Consider the following 15,209-nt stretch of genomic DNA (forward strand, 5'->3'; position numbering starts at 1 on the left):
AGTAGATGTAGATGTAGATGTAGATGTAGATGTAGATGTAGATGTAGATGTAGATGTAGATGTAGAAAAGCGTTGCTCTTCTTTATATAGCTGTCAAACAATAATAGATATATGTAGCGCAGGATATGAAGCGAAGAGGGAAAAGACGCGTTATGAATTTGCAAAATTTAGATAAATAAAAAGCCAGGCAATGCCTGGCTTTTTATCGATAGGTTCAGCGTGCTTATTCAGCAGCTTCCTCAGCAGATTGCTCAGGACGATCTACCAACTCGATGTAAGCCATAGGGGCTTTATCGCCGACACGTACACCGCATTTAAGAATGCGAGTGTAACCGCCTGCACGAGAGGCAAAACGTGGACCTAGTTCGTTGAACAGCTTCGCTACAACTTCGTCATTACGAGTGCGAGCGAATGCAAGACGACGGTTAGCAACACTGTCGATCTTTGCTAGGGTAATCAATGGCTCAATTACGCGACGCAGCTCTTTTGCTTTAGGCAAAGTTGTTTTGATAACTTCATGAGTTACCAGAGAGCTAGCCATGTTGCTGAACATCGCTTTACGATGACTGCTGTTGCGATTGAGTTGACGACCACTCTTACGATGGCGCATGACCTAATCCTTCTAACTAAGTAATCAGTATCTGATTAATCTTCAGCGATTGATGCTGGCGGCCAGTTTTCCAGGCGCATACCCAGAGACAAACCACGTGAAGCCAGCACGTCTTTGATTTCAGTCAAAGACTTTTTACCAAGGTTAGGCGTCTTAAGAAGCTCAACCTCCGTACGCTGTACCAGATCACCGATGTAGTGGATCGCTTCTGCTTTCAAACAGTTAGCAGAGCGAACAGTTAGTTCCAGATCGTCTACAGGACGCAGTAGGATCGGATCGAACTCTGGCTTCTCTTCTTTCTCTTCAGGAACTCGTACATCACGAAGATCTACAAATGCATCCAGTTGTTCAGCAAGAATAGTTGCTGCACGACGGATAGCTTCCTCAGGATCAAGCGTACCATTGGTTTCCATATCGATAACCAACTTGTCTAGGTCAGTACGCTGTTCAACACGTGCTGCTTCAACATTGTAAGCAATACGGTCTACTGGGCTGAACGTCGCATCAACAAGTAGACGGCCGATAGGGCGCTCGTCTTCTTCAGTATGAATACGGGCTGACGCTGGTACATAGCCACGACCACGTTCTACCTTGATTCGCATGCTTATTTCAGCATTTGAATCTGTCAGGTGGCAGATTACGTGTTCTGGGTTCGCAATCTCAACACCACCGTCGTGGGTGATGTCGCCTGCAACAACAGGGCCTGCACCAGACTTATTAAGAGTAAGGATAACTTCATCTTTACCCTCTACCTTAACGGCCAGGCCTTTAAGGTTAAGCAGGATTTCCAGGATATCTTCCTGTACACCCTCTTTGGTGCTGTACTCGTGCAACACGCCATCAATCTCTACTTCTGTCACTGCGCAACCAGGCATAGATGACAGTAGGATACGACGTAGAGCATTGCCTAGGGTGTGACCAAAGCCACGCTCTAGCGGCTCAAGAGTTACTTTTGCGTGCGTCGAGCTTACTTGTTCTATGTCAACTAGACGCGGCTTAAGAAATTCTGTTACAGAACCCTGCATTGTGTCCTCTCTTTAGTTTAGCTTTACTTAGAGTAAAGCTCGACGATCAGGTGTTCGTTGATGTCAGCAGACAAATCTGAACGCTCTGGTAGGCGCTTGAAAGTGCCTTCCATTTTGTTGCTGTCTACTTCGATCCAAGTTGGCAGCTCGCGCTGAGCAGCAATTTCAAGTGCTGCTTTAATGCGTGCTTGGTTCTTAGCTTTCTCGCGAATGCTAACAACGTCATTAGCCGTTACCTTGAAAGAAGGAACGTTAACCACTTTGCCGTTTACTAGAATCGCCTTGTGGCTTACCAGCTGACGTGATTCAGCGCGAGTTGCGCCAAAGCCCATGCGGTAAACAACGTTATCCAGACGACCTTCTAGAAGTTGCAGCAGGTTTTCACCTGTGTTGCCTTTTAGGCGTGCAGCTTCTTGATAGTAGTTACGGAATTGCTTTTCAAGAACGCCATAAGTACGACGAACTTTCTGCTTCTCACGAAGCTGAACGCCGTATTCAGACAGACGACCGCGACGAGCGCCGTGCACGCCTGGGGCGTTGTCAATTTTACACTTGGTATCAATCGCGCGTACGCCTGACTTTAGGAACAAGTCAGTACCTTCGCGACGGCTAAGCTTCAGCTTAGGACCCAAATATCTTGCCATGATCTTTCTCCAGAATTCTAAGAAACAGCGTTATACGCGGCGTTTCTTAGGTGGACGACAACCGTTATGTGGGATTGGAGTCGCATCAACAATATTTGTGATACGGAAACCAGCCGCGTTCAGTGCGCGAATCGTAGATTCACGACCTGGACCAGGACCCTTTACCATAACTTCCAGGTTCTTAAGGCCATATTCTTTAGCCATCTCACCACAACGTTCAGCAGCAACCTGTGCAGCGAACGGAGTTGATTTACGAGAACCGCGGAAACCAGAACCACCTGCAGTTGCCCATGCAAGAGCATTACCTTGACGGTCTGTAATGGTAACGATTGTGTTGTTGAAAGACGCATGGATATGCGCTACGCCATCAGCAACTTGCTTGCGTACGCGTTTACGTGCGCGATTTGGTTGTTTAGCCATTAGTAATCACCTACCCCGATTATTTCTTGATCGGTTTGCGCGGACCCTTACGGGTACGAGCATTGGTCTTCGTGCGCTGGCCACGTAGTGGCAAGCTGCGACGATGACGCAAACCGCGGTAACAACCAAGGTCCATAAGACGCTTGATGTTCATTGAAACTTCACGACGTAGATCACCTTCTACGGTGTACTTGGCAACGCCATCACGCAGTAGATCGATCTGCTCTTCAGTTAGTTCACTGATCTTCATGCTTTCAGCAATACCAGTCTCAGCCAAAATAGCTTTTGAACGGGTTTTACCGATACCGAAAATCGCAGTCAATGCGATTACGGCATGCTTCTGATCAGGAATGTTAATGCCTGCAATACGGGCCACTATTCACTCCTAGTACTTTTTCAAGAAGAACCGCTGCAGAGCCCGTTGAGGATACGCAGCGGCTATACCACTTCTTTTGCACACACAAAAGGTGGGCTGGCTAATGTAGCCACCCTGCCTATATTTTGCAAGAAAAATATTCTGCTATTAGCCTTGGCGCTGCTTGTGCTTTGGCTCACTGCAAATCACGCGAACGACACCGTTACGCTTGATTACTTTACAGTTACGGCAGATTTTCTTAACGGAAGCACGAACTTTCATTGCTAAACTCCGTAGATGTCAATCTGTTATCGGCCATAGCCTTTCAGATTGGCTTTCTTCAACACGGACTCATATTGTTGAGACATCAGATGTGTCTGAACTTGAGCCATAAAGTCCATGATTACTACGACTACAATAAGTAGGGAAGTACCGCCAAAATAGAAGCGTACATTCCAAGCAATCATCATGAACTCGGGGATCAGACAGATAAAGGTGATATACAACGCACCCGCAAGGGTTAGTCGAGTCATTACTTTATCAATGTACTTTGCAGTCTGCTCGCCCGGGCGAATACCAGGTACGAATGCACCAGACTTCTTCAGATTGTCTGCTGTCTCACGCGGGTTGAAAACCAACGCCGTGTAGAAGAAACAGAAAAAGATAATCGCTGCAGCATAAAGAATTACATACAGTGGTTGACCAGGACTCAGTGCCAATGACACATCAGCTAGCCAGCCCAACTGTTCACTTTGACCAAACCATTGGGCCAAGGTGCCTGGAAACAGGATAATGCTTGATGCAAAAATTGCCGGAATTACGCCTGCCATGTTTATTTTCAATGGCAAGTGAGTGCTCTGTGCAGCAAAAACACGACGGCCTTGCTGACGTTTGGCGTAGTTAACGACGATACGACGTTGACCACGTTCCATGAACACTACGAACGCAATTACTGCAAATGCAATTACCGCAATCAACAGAAGAAGAAGCACGTGCAATTCACCTTGACGCGCTTGCTCCGCTGTCTGTCCAATAGCGGATGGTAATCCTGCAACGATACCCGTGAAAATAATCAAGGAAATACCGTTACCGATACCTCGCTCAGTGATCTGCTCACCTAACCACATCAAGAACATGGTACCGGTAACCAAACTCACAACAGCAGTGAAGTAGAAACCAAACCCTGGGTTAACCACAAGGCCTGGAATCATACTTGGCAACCCGGTAGCGATACCAATCGCTTGGAAGGTTGCCAGCACTAACGTGCCGTAGCGGGTGTACTGGCTAATCTTGCGACGACCAGACTCCCCCTCCTTTTTCAACTCAGCCAAGGCTGGATGAACTACCGTAAGCAGCTGGACAATAATCGATGCCGATATATACGGCATGATACCCAATGCTAAGATAGAAGCACGCTCAAGAGCACCACCAGAGAACATGTTAAACAGTTCAATGATGGTACCTTGTTGCTGTTCGAACAGATCGGCAAGTACAGCAGCGTCAATACCAGGAATTGGTACAAAAGAGCCGGCACGGAAAACCAATAACGCACCTACCACAAACAGTAGACGGCTTTTGAGTTCCGCAAGTCCACCTTTTGCACTACTAAAATTTTGTCCTGGTTGTTTTGCCATCTGTACCTCGTCCTCGAGCTAATTATTCCTCGATTTTACCGCCAGCAGCTTCAATTGCAGCTTGAGCACCTTTGGTAACGCGAAGACCTTTAATAGTCACTGAACGCGCGATTTCACCAGACAGTACGATTTTCGCCGTACGGATGTCTTTAGTGATAACGTTAGCTGCTTTCAGTGTCTCAAGGCTTACTACGTCACCTTCAACTTTAGCCAGTTCGCTTAGACGAACTTCAGCTGCAGTTAGGCTCTTACGAGAAGTAAAACCAAATTTTGGCAGACGTTGTTTCAAAGGCATTTGACCGCCTTCGAAACCTGGGCGCACAGAACCACCTGAACGTGATTTCTGACCTTTGTGACCGCGGCCACCAGTTTTGCCCAGGCCTGAACCGATACCACGACCTACGCGCTTCTTAGAAGGCTTAGAACCCGCGGCCGGAGATAGAGTATTCAAACGCATGCGATTACTCCTCCACTTTAACCATGTAGTAAACTTGATTGATCATGCCGCGTACGCAAGCAGTATCTTCAAGTTCAACGGTGTGGTTGATGCGACGAAGGCCCAAGCCACGCAGCGAAGCTTTATGTTTCGGCAGTCGGCCGATAGAGCTACGAGTCTGAGTTACTTTAATAGTTTTAGCCATGTCGAATTACCCCAGAATTTCGTTTACTGGCAGACCGCGCTTGGCAGCTACCATTTCTGGAGACTTCATACCACCCAAACCAAGAATCGTTGCACGAACGATGTTGATTGGGTTAGTAGAACCGTATGCTTTCGCCAGAACGTTGCGAACACCCGCAACTTCTAGTACTGCACGCATCGCACCACCTGCGATGATACCTGTACCTTCTGAAGCAGGTTGCATGTACACTTTTGAACCAGTGTGGCGACCTTTAACAGCGTGGTGCAGAGTACCGTCATTCAACGCGATAGTAACCATGTTACGACGCGCTTTTTCCATTGATTTTTGGATAGCGGCAGGTACTTCACGGGCTTTGCCGTAACCGAAACCTACGCGACCATTGCCATCACCAACTACAGTAAGAGCGGTGAAGCTAAAGATGCGACCACCTTTAACCGTTTTAGAAACACGGTTAACAGCAATCAGCTTCTCTTGCAAATCACTTTGTTGTTTTTCGTTAGCCATCTTTCCGCCTACCTTAGAATTTCAGACCAGCTTCACGGGCAGCATCTGCCAGTGCAGCCACGCGGCCGTGGTATTGGAAACCGGAGCGGTCAAAAGCAACAGATTCGATGCCTTTTTCCAGCGCACGTTCAGCGACTGCTTTACCCACAGCTGCTGCAGCGTCTTTGTTACCGGTACTCGTCAATTGATCACGGATCGCTTTTTCTACGGTAGAAGCAGCTGCGATAACTTCAGAGCCATTAGCTGCGATAACCTGTGCGTACACGTGACGTGGAGTACGGTGCACAACTAGGCGAGTCGCACCCAGTTCAGCAATCTTGCGACGCGCTCGGGTCGCACGACGGATACGAGCAATTTTCTTATCCATAGTGTTACCTTACTTCTTCTTAGCTTCTTTAGTACGCACGACTTCGTCAGAGTAACGAACACCTTTGCCTTTGTAAGGCTCAGGTTGACGGTATGCGCGGATGTCAGCAGCTACTTGACCAACTAATTGCTTGTCTGTACCAGTCAAAACAATTTCAGTTTGGCTTGGGCATTCTGCTTTGATGCCTGCAGGCAGGTCGTGTTCAACAGGGTGAGAGAAGCCCAAAGTTAGAGCTACTGCGTTACCCTTGATTGATGCACGATAACCAACACCTTTCAGGATCAGTTTCTTGGTAAAGCCTTGAGTAACACCAACAACCATGTTGTTTACTAGTGCACGTGCAGTACCAGCTTGGGCGTTAGCCTTTGCGATACCTTCGCGCGGTGCAAACTTCACAGCGTCGTCTTCTTGGCTTAATACCACTGCATTATTGATAACGCGGGACAATTCGCCCAAGCTACCTTTAACAGTGATTTCCTGACCGTTAAGGTTCACCTCTACGCCGGCAGGAATTACTACGGGTGCTTTTGCAACACGAGACATTTCCTACTCCTTAAGCTACGTAGCAGATGATCTCACCGCCCAGACCCGCTTTGCGAGCGGCGCGGTCGGTCATCAAACCTTTAGAAGTTGATATTACAGCAATACCCAGACCACCCATTACAGAAGGCAGCGCATCTTTTTTCTTATAGATACGCAGACCTGGACGGCTTACACGTTGGATTTGCTCGATAACTGGGTTTGCTTCGAAGTATTTCAAAGTCACTTCCAGTTCTGGCTTAACATCGCTTGTAACAGCGTAGTCAGCCACATAGCCTTCAACTTTAAGTAGCTCAGCAATTGCCACTTTAAGTTTCGACGAAGGCATTTTAACAGCAACTTTCGCTGCTGTCTGACCGTTGCGAATGCGGGTCAGCATATCCGAAATCGGATCTTGCATGCTCATAAGTCTTTACTCCCGAGATTCAATTACCAGCTCGCCTTACGCAGACCCGGAATCTCGCCTTTCATGCAAGCTTCACGGACCTTGATTCGGCTAAGGCCGAATTTACGTAGGTAGCCATGTGGACGACCAGTCTGGTTACAGCGGTTACGCTTACGAGACGTGGATGAATCACGCGGTAAAGATTGAAGCTTCAGGACTGCATCCCAACGATCTTCTTCAGACGTGTTTACACTTTTAATTGCAGCTTTAAGTGCAGCGCGCTTTTCAGCAAACTTTACTACCAGCTTCGCGCGTTTTACTTCGCGCGCTTTCATTGATTGCTTAGCCATTACAGTAACCCTTCACCTTACTTACGGAATGGGAAGTTAAAGGCAGCCAGCAGAGCTTGACCTTCCTCATCAGTCGCCGCTGTAGTCGTGATAGTAATATCAAGACCACGGATACGATCTACTTTGTCGTAGTCGATCTCTGGGAAGATGATTTGCTCACGAACGCCCATGCTATAGTTACCGCGACCGTCGAAAGATTTCGAACTCACGCCGCGGAAGTCGCGTACACGTGGTAGAGCGATTGAAATCAAACGCTCAAAGAAATCCCACATACGTTCGCCACGCAGGGTTACTTTACAACCAATAGGGTAGCCCTCTCGGATCTTGAAGCCAGCAACAGATTTACGTGCTTTAGTGATAAGCGGCTTCTGACCAGTAATAGTGGTCATATCTGAAGCTGCGTTCTCAAGCAGTTTTTTATCGTTGATCGCTTCGCCCACACCCATGTTCAGGGTGATCTTTTCGATCCTTGGGACTTGCATGATACTCTTGTATTCGAACTTTTCAGCAAGCTCTTTTACAACAGTCTCTTTGTAGTAATCATGCAGTTTCGCCATAGTACTACTCCAACTTACTTAATAGTTTCGCCATTCGACTTAAAGAAACGGACTTTTTTGCCGTCTTCAAATCGGAAGCCTACACGGTCTGCTTTACCAGTTGCCGCGTTGTAGATAGCCACGTTAGAAACGTCAAGAGCTGCTTCTTTTTCAATGATGCCGCCTTGAACACCCATTGCCGGAACTGGCTTCTGGTGTTTCTTAACTAGGTTGATACCTTCAACGATAACCTTACCGGTAGTCAGTACCTTAGATACTTTACCTTTCTTGCCTTTATCTTTACCAACAAGAACGATAATTTCGTCTTCACGACGGATTTTAGCTGCCATTTTTAAACCGCTCCTTACAGAACTTCAGGCGCCAGAGACACAATCTTCATGAACTTATCGCCACGAAGTTCACGTGTCACAGGGCCAAAGATACGAGTACCGATTGGTTGCTCGGTGTTGTCGTTCAACAATACGCAAGCATTACGGTCGAAGCGAATGACAGAGCCGTCTGGACGACGAACGCCTTTACGGGTGCGTACTACAACCGCCTTCAGGACGTCACCTTTCTTAACTTTACCGCGTGGGATTGCATCCTTCACGGTAACTTTGATGACATCGCCGATATGGGCGTAGCGACGGTGTGAACCACCCAGCACCTTAATACACATTACACTGCGAGCGCCGGAGTTGTCGGCTGCATCCAGCATACTTTGCATTTGGATCATGGTAAGTGCTCCGCTGTTATTACATCTAGACCCATCTCGGGTCGGGCTGCCTTATTACAAGGGCGGCGAATAATAACACTATTTTTTAAAGATGAATAGATAAAAAATAAACGGCCCCAAAGTTGGAGCCGTTTAAATTTTAACCGTTGGAAAGTTACCCTTACAGGCGTGCTTTCTCAACTACGCGTACCAGAGTCCAAGACTTAGTCTTAGACAGTGGACGGCACTCACGAACTTCAACTTTATCGCCTTGGGCGCATTCGTTGTTTTCATCGTGAACATGTAGTTTAGTTGTACGCTTGATGAACTTACCGTAGATCGGGTGTTTCACCTGGCGCTCAATTGCAACAACAATAGACTTGTCGCCTTTGTCGCTAACTACAAGGCCTTGTTGAGTACGGATTTGGTCGCTCATTATGCGTTGCCCTTCTGGTTCAGAACGGTTTTAACACGTGCGATATCACGACGAACAGTCTTCAGAGTGTGAGTCTGCTGAAGTTGACCTGTAGCTGATTGCATGCGCAGGTTGAATTGCTCACGCAGCAGACCCAGCAGTTCTTCATTCAGCTGTTCTACGCTCTTTTCGCGAAGTTCTTGTGCTTTCATCACATCACCGCCTTAGTTACGAAAGTGGTTTTGATTGGTAGTTTACGTGAAGCTAGCTCGAATGCTTCGCGAGCTAGGGTTTCAGAAACACCATCCATCTCGTACAGGACTTTACCTGGTTGAATTTGTGCAACCCAGTAACTAACAGAACCCTTACCTTTACCCTGACGAACTTCCAGAGGTTTAGTAGTGATCGGCTTGTCTGGGAAAACACGGATCCAGATTTGACCCTGACGTTTAATGTGACGAGTCATAGCACGACGTGCAGCTTCGATCTGACGAGCAGTGATACGACCACGACCAACAGCTTTAAGGCCGAAGGTACCGAAGCTTACGTCAGTACCCGCAGCAAGACCGCGGTTACGACCTTTAAAAGCCTTGCGGAACTTAGTACGTTTTGGTTGAAGCATCGATAGACTCCTTACTTACGGCCTTTACGCTGCTTCTTAGGCTTGTCAGCCTGTGGCTCAGCAACTGGCATACCGCCTAGAACTTCACCTTTGAAGATCCAAACTTTAATACCAATTACACCGTAAGTGGTGTGAGCCGAAGAAGTTGCGTAGTCAATATCAGCACGAAGGGTGTGCAATGGCACACGACCTTCACGGTACCACTCGGTACGAGCGATTTCAGCGCCGCCAAGACGGCCGCTTACTTCCACTTTGATACCTTTGGCGCCTAGACGCATTGCGTTTTGTACCGCGCGCTTCATAGCACGACGGAACATAACACGACGCTCTAGCTGAGAAGCGATGCTGTCACCAACAAGCTGAGCATCAAGCTCTGGCTTACGTACTTCTGCAATGTTGATTTGTGCAGGTACACCGGCTAGTTGAGCAACGCGAGCGCGTAGTTTTTCTACGTCTTCGCCTTTCTTACCGATAACAACACCTGGGCGAGCAGTGTGAATAGTCACACGAATACTCTTAGCAGGGCGCTCGATAACGATGCGAGATACAGACGCTTTTTTCAGTTCATTAGTCAGGAACTGACGTACCTTGAAGTCGCCATCTAGGTTATCAGCGAAATCTTGGCTGTTAGCAAACCAAGTGGAATTCCAAGGCTTACAAATGCCAAGACGAATACCATTAGGATGTACTTTTTGACCCATTGCTTTCTCTCCTCGTCTCTTAGCGGTCTGCTACAACAATAGTGATGTGGCTAGAACGCTTCAAGATGCGATCGGCACGGCCTTTTGCACGAGGCATAATGCGCTTCATGACTGGACCTTCGTCAACAAAGATTTTTGCGACATTCAAATCATCAATGTCAGCACCTTCGTTATGCTCGGCGTTTGCGATAGCAGACTCCAGAACTTTCTTGATCAGCTCAGCAGCTTTTTTGTCGCTGAACGTCAGAACTTCTAGAGCTTGTGCGACGTTTTTACCGCGCACTTGGTCTGCAACCAAACGTGCTTTTTGAGGCGAAATACGAGCAAAGCGATGTTTAGCAATAGCTTCCATATCTTAACTCCTAACGCTTCTTAGCTTTCTTATCTGCAGCATGGCCGCGATAAGTACGTGTTGGTGCAAATTCGCCCAGCTTGTGACCGATCATCTCTTCAGTGACGAAAACAGGTACGTGCTGACGACCATTATGGACAGCGATGGTCAAACCGATCATCTGAGGGATGATCATTGAACGACGGGACCAAGTCTTAACAGGCTTTTTGTCACCGCTTTCCAACGCTTTCTCTACCTTCTTCAGCAAGTGCAGGTCAATAAATGGACCTTTCTTGAGAGAACGTGGCATGGCGTATCCTCTTTAAAATTACTTGTTACGACGACGTACAATGTACTTGTCGGTACGTTTGTTCTTACGGGTTTTGAAGCCCTTAGTTGGCATACCCCAAGGTGATACTGGGTGACGACCGCCTGATGTACGACCTTCACCACCACCGTGTGGGTGATCCACTGGGTTCATTGCTACACCACGTACGGTAGGGCGAACGCCTCTCCAACGTGTTGCACCAGCTTTACCCAATTCACGCAGCATGTGCTCTGCGTTACCAACTTCACCGATGGTCGCACGACCTTCAGAAAGAACCTTACGCATTTCGCCAGAACGCAAACGAATAGTTACGTATGCGCCATCGCGAGCAACGATTTGTGCGTATGCACCTGCTGAACGAGCCAGCTGTGCACCTTTACCAGGTTTCAGTTCAACACAGTGAACAGTTGAACCTACTGGGATGTTGCGCATTGGCAGGGTGTTACCTGCTTTAATTGCAGCATCTGGACCAGATTGGATCTGATCGCCAGCTTTCATACCTTTAGGTGCAATGATGTAACGACGCTCACCGTCTGCGTACAGAACCAGTGCAATGTTTGCACTGCGGTTTGGATCGTATTCCAGGCGCTCAACTTTCGCTGGGATGCCGTCTTTAGTACGCTTGAAGTCAATCAAACGGTAGTGTTGCTTATGACCACCACCGATGTGACGTACTGTGATTCGACCGTTGTTGTTACGACCGCCTGACTTCTGGTTTTTCTCCAGAAGCGGTGCGTAAGGCTTACCTTTGTACAGGTCAGCGTTAACAATTTTAACAACGTGACGACGACCCGGTGAAGTAGGCTTACATTTAACAATTGCCATTTTTTAATACTCCTCCGTCTTACTCAGCGCCGCCAGCGAAGTCGATGTCTTGACCTTCTTTCAAGATGACATACGCTTTTTTGACGTCTGAACGACGACCTTGGCGAGCACCTTGACGTTTGGTCTTACCCTTAGTGATAAGAGTATTTACAGACTTAACTTCAACTTCGAACAGTTTCTCAACTGCCGCTTTGATCTCTTTCTTAGTTGCAGTCATCGCTACTTTGAAAACGATAGTGTTACCGTTTTCTGCAGCCATGGTTGCTTTTTCAGAGATGTGCGGAGCACGTAGAACTTTAAGGATACGCTCTTCAGTGATCATCCCAGCATCTCCTCAACTTGCTTAACTGCAGCAGCAGTCATAACGACTTTGTCGAAAGCGATCAGGCTAACTGGGTCAATGCCTGCTGCATCACGGATATCAACCTTGTACAGGTTGCGTGCTGCAAGGAACAGGTTCTCATCGACTTCTGCAGTTACGATCAGAGCTTCTGTTAGCTCAAGCTCTTTCAGCTTAGCAATCAGCTCTTTAGTTTTTGGTGCTTCAACTGAGAAGTTGTCAACAACGATCAAACGATCTTGACGAACTAGCTCAGAAAGAATGCTCTTTAGAGCACCACGGTACATCTTTTTGTTAACTTTCTGGCTATGGTCCTGAGGACGAGCTGCGAAAGTTACACCACCCGAGCGCCAAATTGGGCTACGGATTGTACCTGCACGGGCGCGACCAGTACCCTTCTGACGCCATGGCTTAGCACCACCACCGCGTACATCTGAACGGGTTTTCTGAGCACGAGTACCCTGACGGGCACCAGCTGCGTATGCAACGACTACCTGGTGTACCAGGGCTTCGTTGTATTCACGCCCGAAGGTAGTTTCGGAGACAGTTAGCGCATCAGCGCCTTTGACTACCAATTCCATTACTAACTCCTCGACGTTACGCTTTAACGGCTGGTTTAACGATCACGTTGCTGCCAGTAGCACCAGGGACTGCACCTTTAATAAGTAGCAGTTTGCGCTCAGCGTCAACACGTACGATCTCTAGGTTCTGAGTTGTTACTTGTTCAGCACCCATGTGACCAGCCATTTTTTTGCCTTTGAATACACGGCCTGGAGTTTGGCATTGGCCAATTGAACCCGGAGCACGGTGAGACAAAGAGTTACCATGGGTCATATCTTGAGTACGGAAGTTCCAACGCTTAACAGCGCCTTGGAAGCCCTTACCTTTAGATGTACCAGTAACGTCTACTTTCTTAATATCTGCAAACAGATCTACGTTCAGCTCAGCGCCGACTTCGAACTCTTCACCACCATTCAGACGGAATTCCCACAGACCGCGACCAGCTTCAACACCTGCTTTCGCAAAGTGACCAGCTGCTGGCTTAGAAACGCGGCTTGCTTTCTTCACACCTGAAGTTACTTGGATAGCAGAGTAACCATCTACTTCAGGAGTACGTACCTGAGTAACACGGTTAGTTTCTACTTCTACAACGGTTACAGGGATAGAAACGCCATCTTCAGTGAAGATGCGAGTCATACCTACTTTACGACCGACTAGACCAATCATTACTTATATCCCCTCTTAACCCAGGCTGATTTGAACATCAACGCCCGCAGCAAGGTCAAGACGCATCAGAGCATCAACAGTTTTATCTGTTGGCTCAACGATGTCGATCAGACGCTTGTGAGTACGAATTTCGTACTGGTCACGTGCATCTTTATTGACGTGCGGAGAGACAAGAACGGTGAAGCGCTCTTTACGAGTTGGCAGTGGGATAGGACCACGAACCTGCGCACCAGTGCGCTTTGCGGTTTCAACGATTTCCGCAGTAGACTGATCGATCAAACGATGATCGAAAGCCTTCAGGCGGATACGGATACGTTGGTTCTGCATTAGACAGAGCTCCAAATAAAAAAATTACACAAACAATATCGCCACTCTACCACGTGAAAACGAGGGAATGCCGATTGATTTATGTGAAACCGTAGTATCAATATTTGATACATTGTCAGCCACTTAACGTGACTGCGAACATAAGCGGAGTATACATTACAGACTAATCAAGCTTAACGCTTACTGCGACTAGTCTTCCTCCTGTGCTCATTGGTTCACAACTGTACTTACGAGAGCATTTTGTCTCAGGCAGTGCGGGCATTATACAGATCGCAAATGGCTTTGCAAGCCACGTTTAAAAATTAATCACAGGCCACGTTTTAAGGCCGTTTAAACCTATTACTCGGCCTCAATCATCTGAGCTTGGTTGTAGTTTTGAATCCCAACTTTTTCGATAAGACCGAGTTGGGTTTCTAACCAATCAACATGCTCTTCTTCATCTTCTAGAATATGATTGAACAGATCGCGAGAAACATAATCTCGAACACTTTCGGCATACTCAATCGCATCCCTTAAATCAGGAATCGCATCCATTTCTAACGCCAAATCGCATTCGAGCATTTCTTTCGTATCTTCACCGATTCGAAGTTTTCCAAGATCTTGCAAATTAGGGATGCCTTCAAGGAATAGTATTCGTTCGATGAGATCGTCAGCATGCTTCATTTCATCTATAGATTCTTCATACTCTTTATCGGCGAGCACTTTCAATCCCCAGTCTTTATACATTCGGGAGTGAAGGAAGTATTGGTTGATAGCAATCAGTTCATTGGCGAGGGATTTGTTGAGGTGTTGAATGATTTTGGGGTCAGATTTCATGACTCACGCTCCTTTTCGGCTTCTAGTAAAAATAGAAGCGAGAAAAGGCCTGTCAATGTTAAAAGTGGTACATAGTCGTGCTAAGCAGACTCAGCATGCTTGTTGATAAAGCGGATTGGATTCTACGTCTTGCAATATCTCTTTCGCTGACCGAATACACTTACCACACTGAGAGCCTAAAGGTAGCGCTTTGCGAATAGCGCGAATGTCTGTCATTCCCTGCTCGTAAGCTAACTTTTTTAATGTCTTATCGGAAATACCATGACATAGGCAAACGTACATTTGAATCTACCTCAACAACAATCTTACAAGAAATATAAATGAGAACGGTTTGTATTACCAATCGTTTTTATCAATTATTCCTCTCTTTTCTTGCCTAATTTTTACGCACTATTTTTTGTGTTTTATGCCTTTAATAAACACCAGATACAAAAAAGGACGCCGAAGCGTCCTTTTTAAGCATTGTGCTATCGGAGCTTAAAATTAAGCAACGATCTTAGCAACAACACCTGCACCAACTGTACGACCACCTTCGCGGATTGCGAAGCGTA

General features: G+C 47.1%; 30 protein-coding genes and 1 pseudogene. All 31 read right to left on the bottom strand.

Features of this window, described 5'->3' with window-relative positions; translation table 11 throughout:
• Positions 1-223 precede the first annotated feature (223 nt).
• Positions 224-610, bottom strand: a complete 387-nt coding sequence (rplQ, locus tag ACED36_RS21640; protein ID WP_016962034.1) for a 50S ribosomal protein L17 — start codon at positions 608-610, stop codon at positions 224-226.
• 35 nt (positions 611-645) lie between these two features.
• Positions 646-1,635 (bottom strand): DNA-directed RNA polymerase subunit alpha, encoded by a 990-nt coding sequence (rpoA, locus tag ACED36_RS21645; protein WP_002541536.1) that lies wholly within the window; start codon positions 1,633-1,635, stop codon positions 646-648.
• 23 nt (positions 1,636-1,658) lie between these two features.
• Positions 1,659-2,279 carry a 30S ribosomal protein S4 gene (gene rpsD, locus ACED36_RS21650; protein ID WP_016962033.1) on the bottom strand — a complete coding sequence of 207 codons (621 nt, stop codon included), beginning with the start codon at positions 2,277-2,279 and terminating at the stop codon, positions 1,659-1,661.
• A 30-nt stretch (positions 2,280-2,309) separates the two neighbouring features.
• Positions 2,310-2,699, bottom strand: a complete 390-nt coding sequence (rpsK, locus tag ACED36_RS21655; protein ID WP_002541534.1) for a 30S ribosomal protein S11 — start codon at positions 2,697-2,699, stop codon at positions 2,310-2,312.
• Between the two features lie 19 nt (positions 2,700-2,718).
• Entirely contained in the window at positions 2,719-3,075 is a 357-nt protein-coding gene (gene rpsM / locus ACED36_RS21660; RefSeq protein WP_016962032.1) for a 30S ribosomal protein S13, read from the bottom strand.
• Positions 3,076-3,222: 147 nt separating this feature from the next.
• Positions 3,223-3,336 carry a 50S ribosomal protein L36 gene (gene rpmJ, locus ACED36_RS21665; RefSeq protein ID WP_000868186.1) on the bottom strand — a complete coding sequence of 38 codons (114 nt, stop codon included), beginning with the start codon at positions 3,334-3,336 and terminating at the stop codon, positions 3,223-3,225.
• Positions 3,337-3,362: 26 nt separating this feature from the next.
• Entirely contained in the window at positions 3,363-4,688 is a 1,326-nt protein-coding gene (gene secY / locus ACED36_RS21670; protein WP_017002713.1) for a preprotein translocase subunit SecY, read from the bottom strand.
• A gap of 22 nt (positions 4,689-4,710) precedes the next feature.
• Complete coding sequence (gene rplO, locus ACED36_RS21675) at positions 4,711-5,145, bottom strand: 50S ribosomal protein L15 (RefSeq protein ID WP_016962030.1); 435 nt, start codon at positions 5,143-5,145, stop codon at positions 4,711-4,713.
• Between the two features lie 4 nt (positions 5,146-5,149).
• Positions 5,150-5,329, bottom strand: coding sequence for a 50S ribosomal protein L30 (gene rpmD, locus ACED36_RS21680; RefSeq protein ID WP_016962029.1), 180 nt, complete (start codon positions 5,327-5,329; stop codon positions 5,150-5,152).
• Between the two features lie 6 nt (positions 5,330-5,335).
• The gene (gene rpsE, locus ACED36_RS21685; RefSeq protein WP_016962028.1) at positions 5,336-5,833 is read right to left on the bottom strand and encodes a 30S ribosomal protein S5; all 498 of its coding nucleotides are present in this window, start codon (positions 5,831-5,833) and stop codon (positions 5,336-5,338) included.
• Between the two features lie 13 nt (positions 5,834-5,846).
• On the bottom strand, positions 5,847-6,200 hold the full coding sequence (gene rplR / locus ACED36_RS21690; RefSeq protein WP_016962027.1) for a 50S ribosomal protein L18: 354 nt from the start codon (positions 6,198-6,200) through the stop codon (positions 5,847-5,849).
• Positions 6,201-6,209: 9 nt separating this feature from the next.
• Positions 6,210-6,743: a 50S ribosomal protein L6 gene (rplF, locus tag ACED36_RS21695; RefSeq protein ID WP_016962026.1), complete on the bottom strand. Its 534-nt coding sequence runs from the start codon at positions 6,741-6,743 to the stop codon at positions 6,210-6,212.
• Between the two features lie 10 nt (positions 6,744-6,753).
• Entirely contained in the window at positions 6,754-7,146 is a 393-nt protein-coding gene (gene rpsH / locus ACED36_RS21700; protein WP_016962025.1) for a 30S ribosomal protein S8, read from the bottom strand.
• Between the two features lie 23 nt (positions 7,147-7,169).
• Positions 7,170-7,475: a 30S ribosomal protein S14 gene (gene rpsN / locus ACED36_RS21705; protein WP_016962024.1), complete on the bottom strand. Its 306-nt coding sequence runs from the start codon at positions 7,473-7,475 to the stop codon at positions 7,170-7,172.
• 17 nt (positions 7,476-7,492) lie between these two features.
• Positions 7,493-8,032, bottom strand: coding sequence for a 50S ribosomal protein L5 (gene rplE / locus ACED36_RS21710; RefSeq protein WP_016962023.1), 540 nt, complete (start codon positions 8,030-8,032; stop codon positions 7,493-7,495).
• 14 nt (positions 8,033-8,046) lie between these two features.
• On the bottom strand, positions 8,047-8,361 hold the full coding sequence (gene rplX / locus ACED36_RS21715) for a 50S ribosomal protein L24 (RefSeq protein ID WP_016962022.1): 315 nt from the start codon (positions 8,359-8,361) through the stop codon (positions 8,047-8,049).
• Between the two features lie 14 nt (positions 8,362-8,375).
• On the bottom strand, positions 8,376-8,747 hold the full coding sequence (gene rplN / locus ACED36_RS21720) for a 50S ribosomal protein L14 (RefSeq protein ID WP_016962021.1): 372 nt from the start codon (positions 8,745-8,747) through the stop codon (positions 8,376-8,378).
• Between the two features lie 160 nt (positions 8,748-8,907).
• The gene (rpsQ, locus tag ACED36_RS21725) at positions 8,908-9,162 is read right to left on the bottom strand and encodes a 30S ribosomal protein S17 (RefSeq protein WP_016962020.1); all 255 of its coding nucleotides are present in this window, start codon (positions 9,160-9,162) and stop codon (positions 8,908-8,910) included.
• Entirely contained in the window at positions 9,162-9,353 is a 192-nt protein-coding gene (gene rpmC / locus ACED36_RS21730) for a 50S ribosomal protein L29 (protein ID WP_016962019.1), read from the bottom strand. Before rpmC ends, rpsQ begins: the two co-directional genes overlap by 1 nt.
• A complete protein-coding gene (rplP, locus tag ACED36_RS21735) occupies positions 9,353-9,763 on the bottom strand; it encodes a 50S ribosomal protein L16 (protein WP_016962018.1) in 411 nt (136 codons plus the stop codon). The genes rpmC and rplP overlap by 1 nt, the downstream gene beginning before the upstream one ends.
• A gap of 11 nt (positions 9,764-9,774) precedes the next feature.
• Positions 9,775-10,464, bottom strand: coding sequence for a 30S ribosomal protein S3 (gene rpsC, locus ACED36_RS21740; RefSeq protein WP_016962017.1), 690 nt, complete (start codon positions 10,462-10,464; stop codon positions 9,775-9,777).
• A 19-nt stretch (positions 10,465-10,483) separates the two neighbouring features.
• Positions 10,484-10,816: a 50S ribosomal protein L22 gene (gene rplV, locus ACED36_RS21745; RefSeq protein WP_016962016.1), complete on the bottom strand. Its 333-nt coding sequence runs from the start codon at positions 10,814-10,816 to the stop codon at positions 10,484-10,486.
• A gap of 10 nt (positions 10,817-10,826) precedes the next feature.
• Positions 10,827-11,105: a 30S ribosomal protein S19 gene (rpsS, locus tag ACED36_RS21750; protein ID WP_016962015.1), complete on the bottom strand. Its 279-nt coding sequence runs from the start codon at positions 11,103-11,105 to the stop codon at positions 10,827-10,829.
• 18 nt (positions 11,106-11,123) lie between these two features.
• Positions 11,124-11,948, bottom strand: a complete 825-nt coding sequence (rplB, locus tag ACED36_RS21755; protein ID WP_016962014.1) for a 50S ribosomal protein L2 — start codon at positions 11,946-11,948, stop codon at positions 11,124-11,126.
• Positions 11,949-11,967: 19 nt separating this feature from the next.
• Positions 11,968-12,270 carry a 50S ribosomal protein L23 gene (gene rplW, locus ACED36_RS21760; protein WP_016962013.1) on the bottom strand — a complete coding sequence of 101 codons (303 nt, stop codon included), beginning with the start codon at positions 12,268-12,270 and terminating at the stop codon, positions 11,968-11,970.
• Complete coding sequence (gene rplD, locus ACED36_RS21765; RefSeq protein ID WP_016962012.1) at positions 12,267-12,869, bottom strand: 50S ribosomal protein L4; 603 nt, start codon at positions 12,867-12,869, stop codon at positions 12,267-12,269. Before rplD ends, rplW begins: the two co-directional genes overlap by 4 nt.
• Before the next feature lie 16 nt (positions 12,870-12,885).
• Entirely contained in the window at positions 12,886-13,515 is a 630-nt protein-coding gene (gene rplC / locus ACED36_RS21770) for a 50S ribosomal protein L3 (protein ID WP_016962011.1), read from the bottom strand.
• A gap of 15 nt (positions 13,516-13,530) precedes the next feature.
• Complete coding sequence (gene rpsJ / locus ACED36_RS21775) at positions 13,531-13,842, bottom strand: 30S ribosomal protein S10 (RefSeq protein WP_016962010.1); 312 nt, start codon at positions 13,840-13,842, stop codon at positions 13,531-13,533.
• Between the two features lie 339 nt (positions 13,843-14,181).
• Positions 14,182-14,658 (bottom strand): bacterioferritin, encoded by a 477-nt coding sequence (bfr, locus tag ACED36_RS21780; RefSeq protein ID WP_016962009.1) that lies wholly within the window; start codon positions 14,656-14,658, stop codon positions 14,182-14,184.
• Between the two features lie 90 nt (positions 14,659-14,748).
• Positions 14,749-14,940 (bottom strand): (2Fe-2S)-binding protein, encoded by a 192-nt coding sequence (locus tag ACED36_RS21785; protein ID WP_083248041.1) that lies wholly within the window; start codon positions 14,938-14,940, stop codon positions 14,749-14,751.
• A gap of 201 nt (positions 14,941-15,141) precedes the next feature.
• Positions 15,142-15,209: pseudogene (locus tag ACED36_RS21790) on the bottom strand (elongation factor Tu); the annotation flags it as partial.

The organism is Enterovibrio sp. FF113 (assembly GCF_041439165.1).
Taxonomy (GTDB): domain Bacteria; phylum Pseudomonadota; class Gammaproteobacteria; order Enterobacterales; family Vibrionaceae; genus Enterovibrio; species Enterovibrio norvegicus_A.

What these genes read in the sequence shown, in the direction of transcription:
- rpsE (WP_016962028.1), bottom strand. Translation starts at nt 5,833, where the DNA reads ATGGCTAACGAAAAACAACAAAGTGATTTGCAAGAGAAGCTGATTGCT.
- rpmJ (WP_000868186.1), bottom strand. Translation starts at nt 3,336, where the DNA reads ATGAAAGTTCGTGCTTCCGTTAAGAAAATCTGCCGTAACTGTAAAGTA.
- rplW (WP_016962013.1), bottom strand. Translation starts at nt 12,270, where the DNA reads ATGATCACTGAAGAGCGTATCCTTAAAGTTCTACGTGCTCCGCACATC.
- rplV (WP_016962016.1), bottom strand. Translation starts at nt 10,816, where the DNA reads ATGGAAGCTATTGCTAAACATCGCTTTGCTCGTATTTCGCCTCAAAAA.
- rpsD (WP_016962033.1), bottom strand. Translation starts at nt 2,279, where the DNA reads ATGGCAAGATATTTGGGTCCTAAGCTGAAGCTTAGCCGTCGCGAAGGT.
- rpmC (WP_016962019.1), bottom strand. Translation starts at nt 9,353, where the DNA reads ATGAAAGCACAAGAACTTCGCGAAAAGAGCGTAGAACAGCTGAATGAA.
- rpsJ (WP_016962010.1), bottom strand. Translation starts at nt 13,842, where the DNA reads ATGCAGAACCAACGTATCCGTATCCGCCTGAAGGCTTTCGATCATCGT.
- rplB (WP_016962014.1), bottom strand. Translation starts at nt 11,948, where the DNA reads ATGGCAATTGTTAAATGTAAGCCTACTTCACCGGGTCGTCGTCACGTT.
- rplF (WP_016962026.1), bottom strand. Translation starts at nt 6,743, where the DNA reads ATGTCTCGTGTTGCAAAAGCACCCGTAGTAATTCCTGCCGGCGTAGAG.
- rplO (WP_016962030.1), bottom strand. Translation starts at nt 5,145, where the DNA reads ATGCGTTTGAATACTCTATCTCCGGCCGCGGGTTCTAAGCCTTCTAAG.
- secY (WP_017002713.1), bottom strand. Translation starts at nt 4,688, where the DNA reads ATGGCAAAACAACCAGGACAAAATTTTAGTAGTGCAAAAGGTGGACTT.
- rpsC (WP_016962017.1), bottom strand. Translation starts at nt 10,464, where the DNA reads ATGGGTCAAAAAGTACATCCTAATGGTATTCGTCTTGGCATTTGTAAG.
- rpoA (WP_002541536.1), bottom strand. Translation starts at nt 1,635, where the DNA reads ATGCAGGGTTCTGTAACAGAATTTCTTAAGCCGCGTCTAGTTGACATA.
- rplN (WP_016962021.1), bottom strand. Translation starts at nt 8,747, where the DNA reads ATGATCCAAATGCAAAGTATGCTGGATGCAGCCGACAACTCCGGCGCT.
- rpmD (WP_016962029.1), bottom strand. Translation starts at nt 5,329, where the DNA reads ATGGCTAAAACTATTAAAGTAACTCAGACTCGTAGCTCTATCGGCCGA.
- rplC (WP_016962011.1), bottom strand. Translation starts at nt 13,515, where the DNA reads ATGATTGGTCTAGTCGGTCGTAAAGTAGGTATGACTCGCATCTTCACT.
- bfr (WP_016962009.1), bottom strand. Translation starts at nt 14,658, where the DNA reads ATGAAATCTGACCCCAAAATCATTCAACACCTCAACAAATCCCTCGCC.
- rplQ (WP_016962034.1), bottom strand. Translation starts at nt 610, where the DNA reads ATGCGCCATCGTAAGAGTGGTCGTCAACTCAATCGCAACAGCAGTCAT.
- rplP (WP_016962018.1), bottom strand. Translation starts at nt 9,763, where the DNA reads ATGCTTCAACCAAAACGTACTAAGTTCCGCAAGGCTTTTAAAGGTCGT.
- ACED36_RS21785 (WP_083248041.1), bottom strand. Translation starts at nt 14,940, where the DNA reads ATGTACGTTTGCCTATGTCATGGTATTTCCGATAAGACATTAAAAAAG.
- rpsS (WP_016962015.1), bottom strand. Translation starts at nt 11,105, where the DNA reads ATGCCACGTTCTCTCAAGAAAGGTCCATTTATTGACCTGCACTTGCTG.
- rplR (WP_016962027.1), bottom strand. Translation starts at nt 6,200, where the DNA reads ATGGATAAGAAAATTGCTCGTATCCGTCGTGCGACCCGAGCGCGTCGC.
- rpsN (WP_016962024.1), bottom strand. Translation starts at nt 7,475, where the DNA reads ATGGCTAAGCAATCAATGAAAGCGCGCGAAGTAAAACGCGCGAAGCTG.
- rpsH (WP_016962025.1), bottom strand. Translation starts at nt 7,146, where the DNA reads ATGAGCATGCAAGATCCGATTTCGGATATGCTGACCCGCATTCGCAAC.
- rpsK (WP_002541534.1), bottom strand. Translation starts at nt 2,699, where the DNA reads ATGGCTAAACAACCAAATCGCGCACGTAAACGCGTACGCAAGCAAGTT.
- rplX (WP_016962022.1), bottom strand. Translation starts at nt 8,361, where the DNA reads ATGGCAGCTAAAATCCGTCGTGAAGACGAAATTATCGTTCTTGTTGGT.
- rplE (WP_016962023.1), bottom strand. Translation starts at nt 8,032, where the DNA reads ATGGCGAAACTGCATGATTACTACAAAGAGACTGTTGTAAAAGAGCTT.
- rpsQ (WP_016962020.1), bottom strand. Translation starts at nt 9,162, where the DNA reads ATGAGCGACCAAATCCGTACTCAACAAGGCCTTGTAGTTAGCGACAAA.
- rplD (WP_016962012.1), bottom strand. Translation starts at nt 12,869, where the DNA reads ATGGAATTGGTAGTCAAAGGCGCTGATGCGCTAACTGTCTCCGAAACT.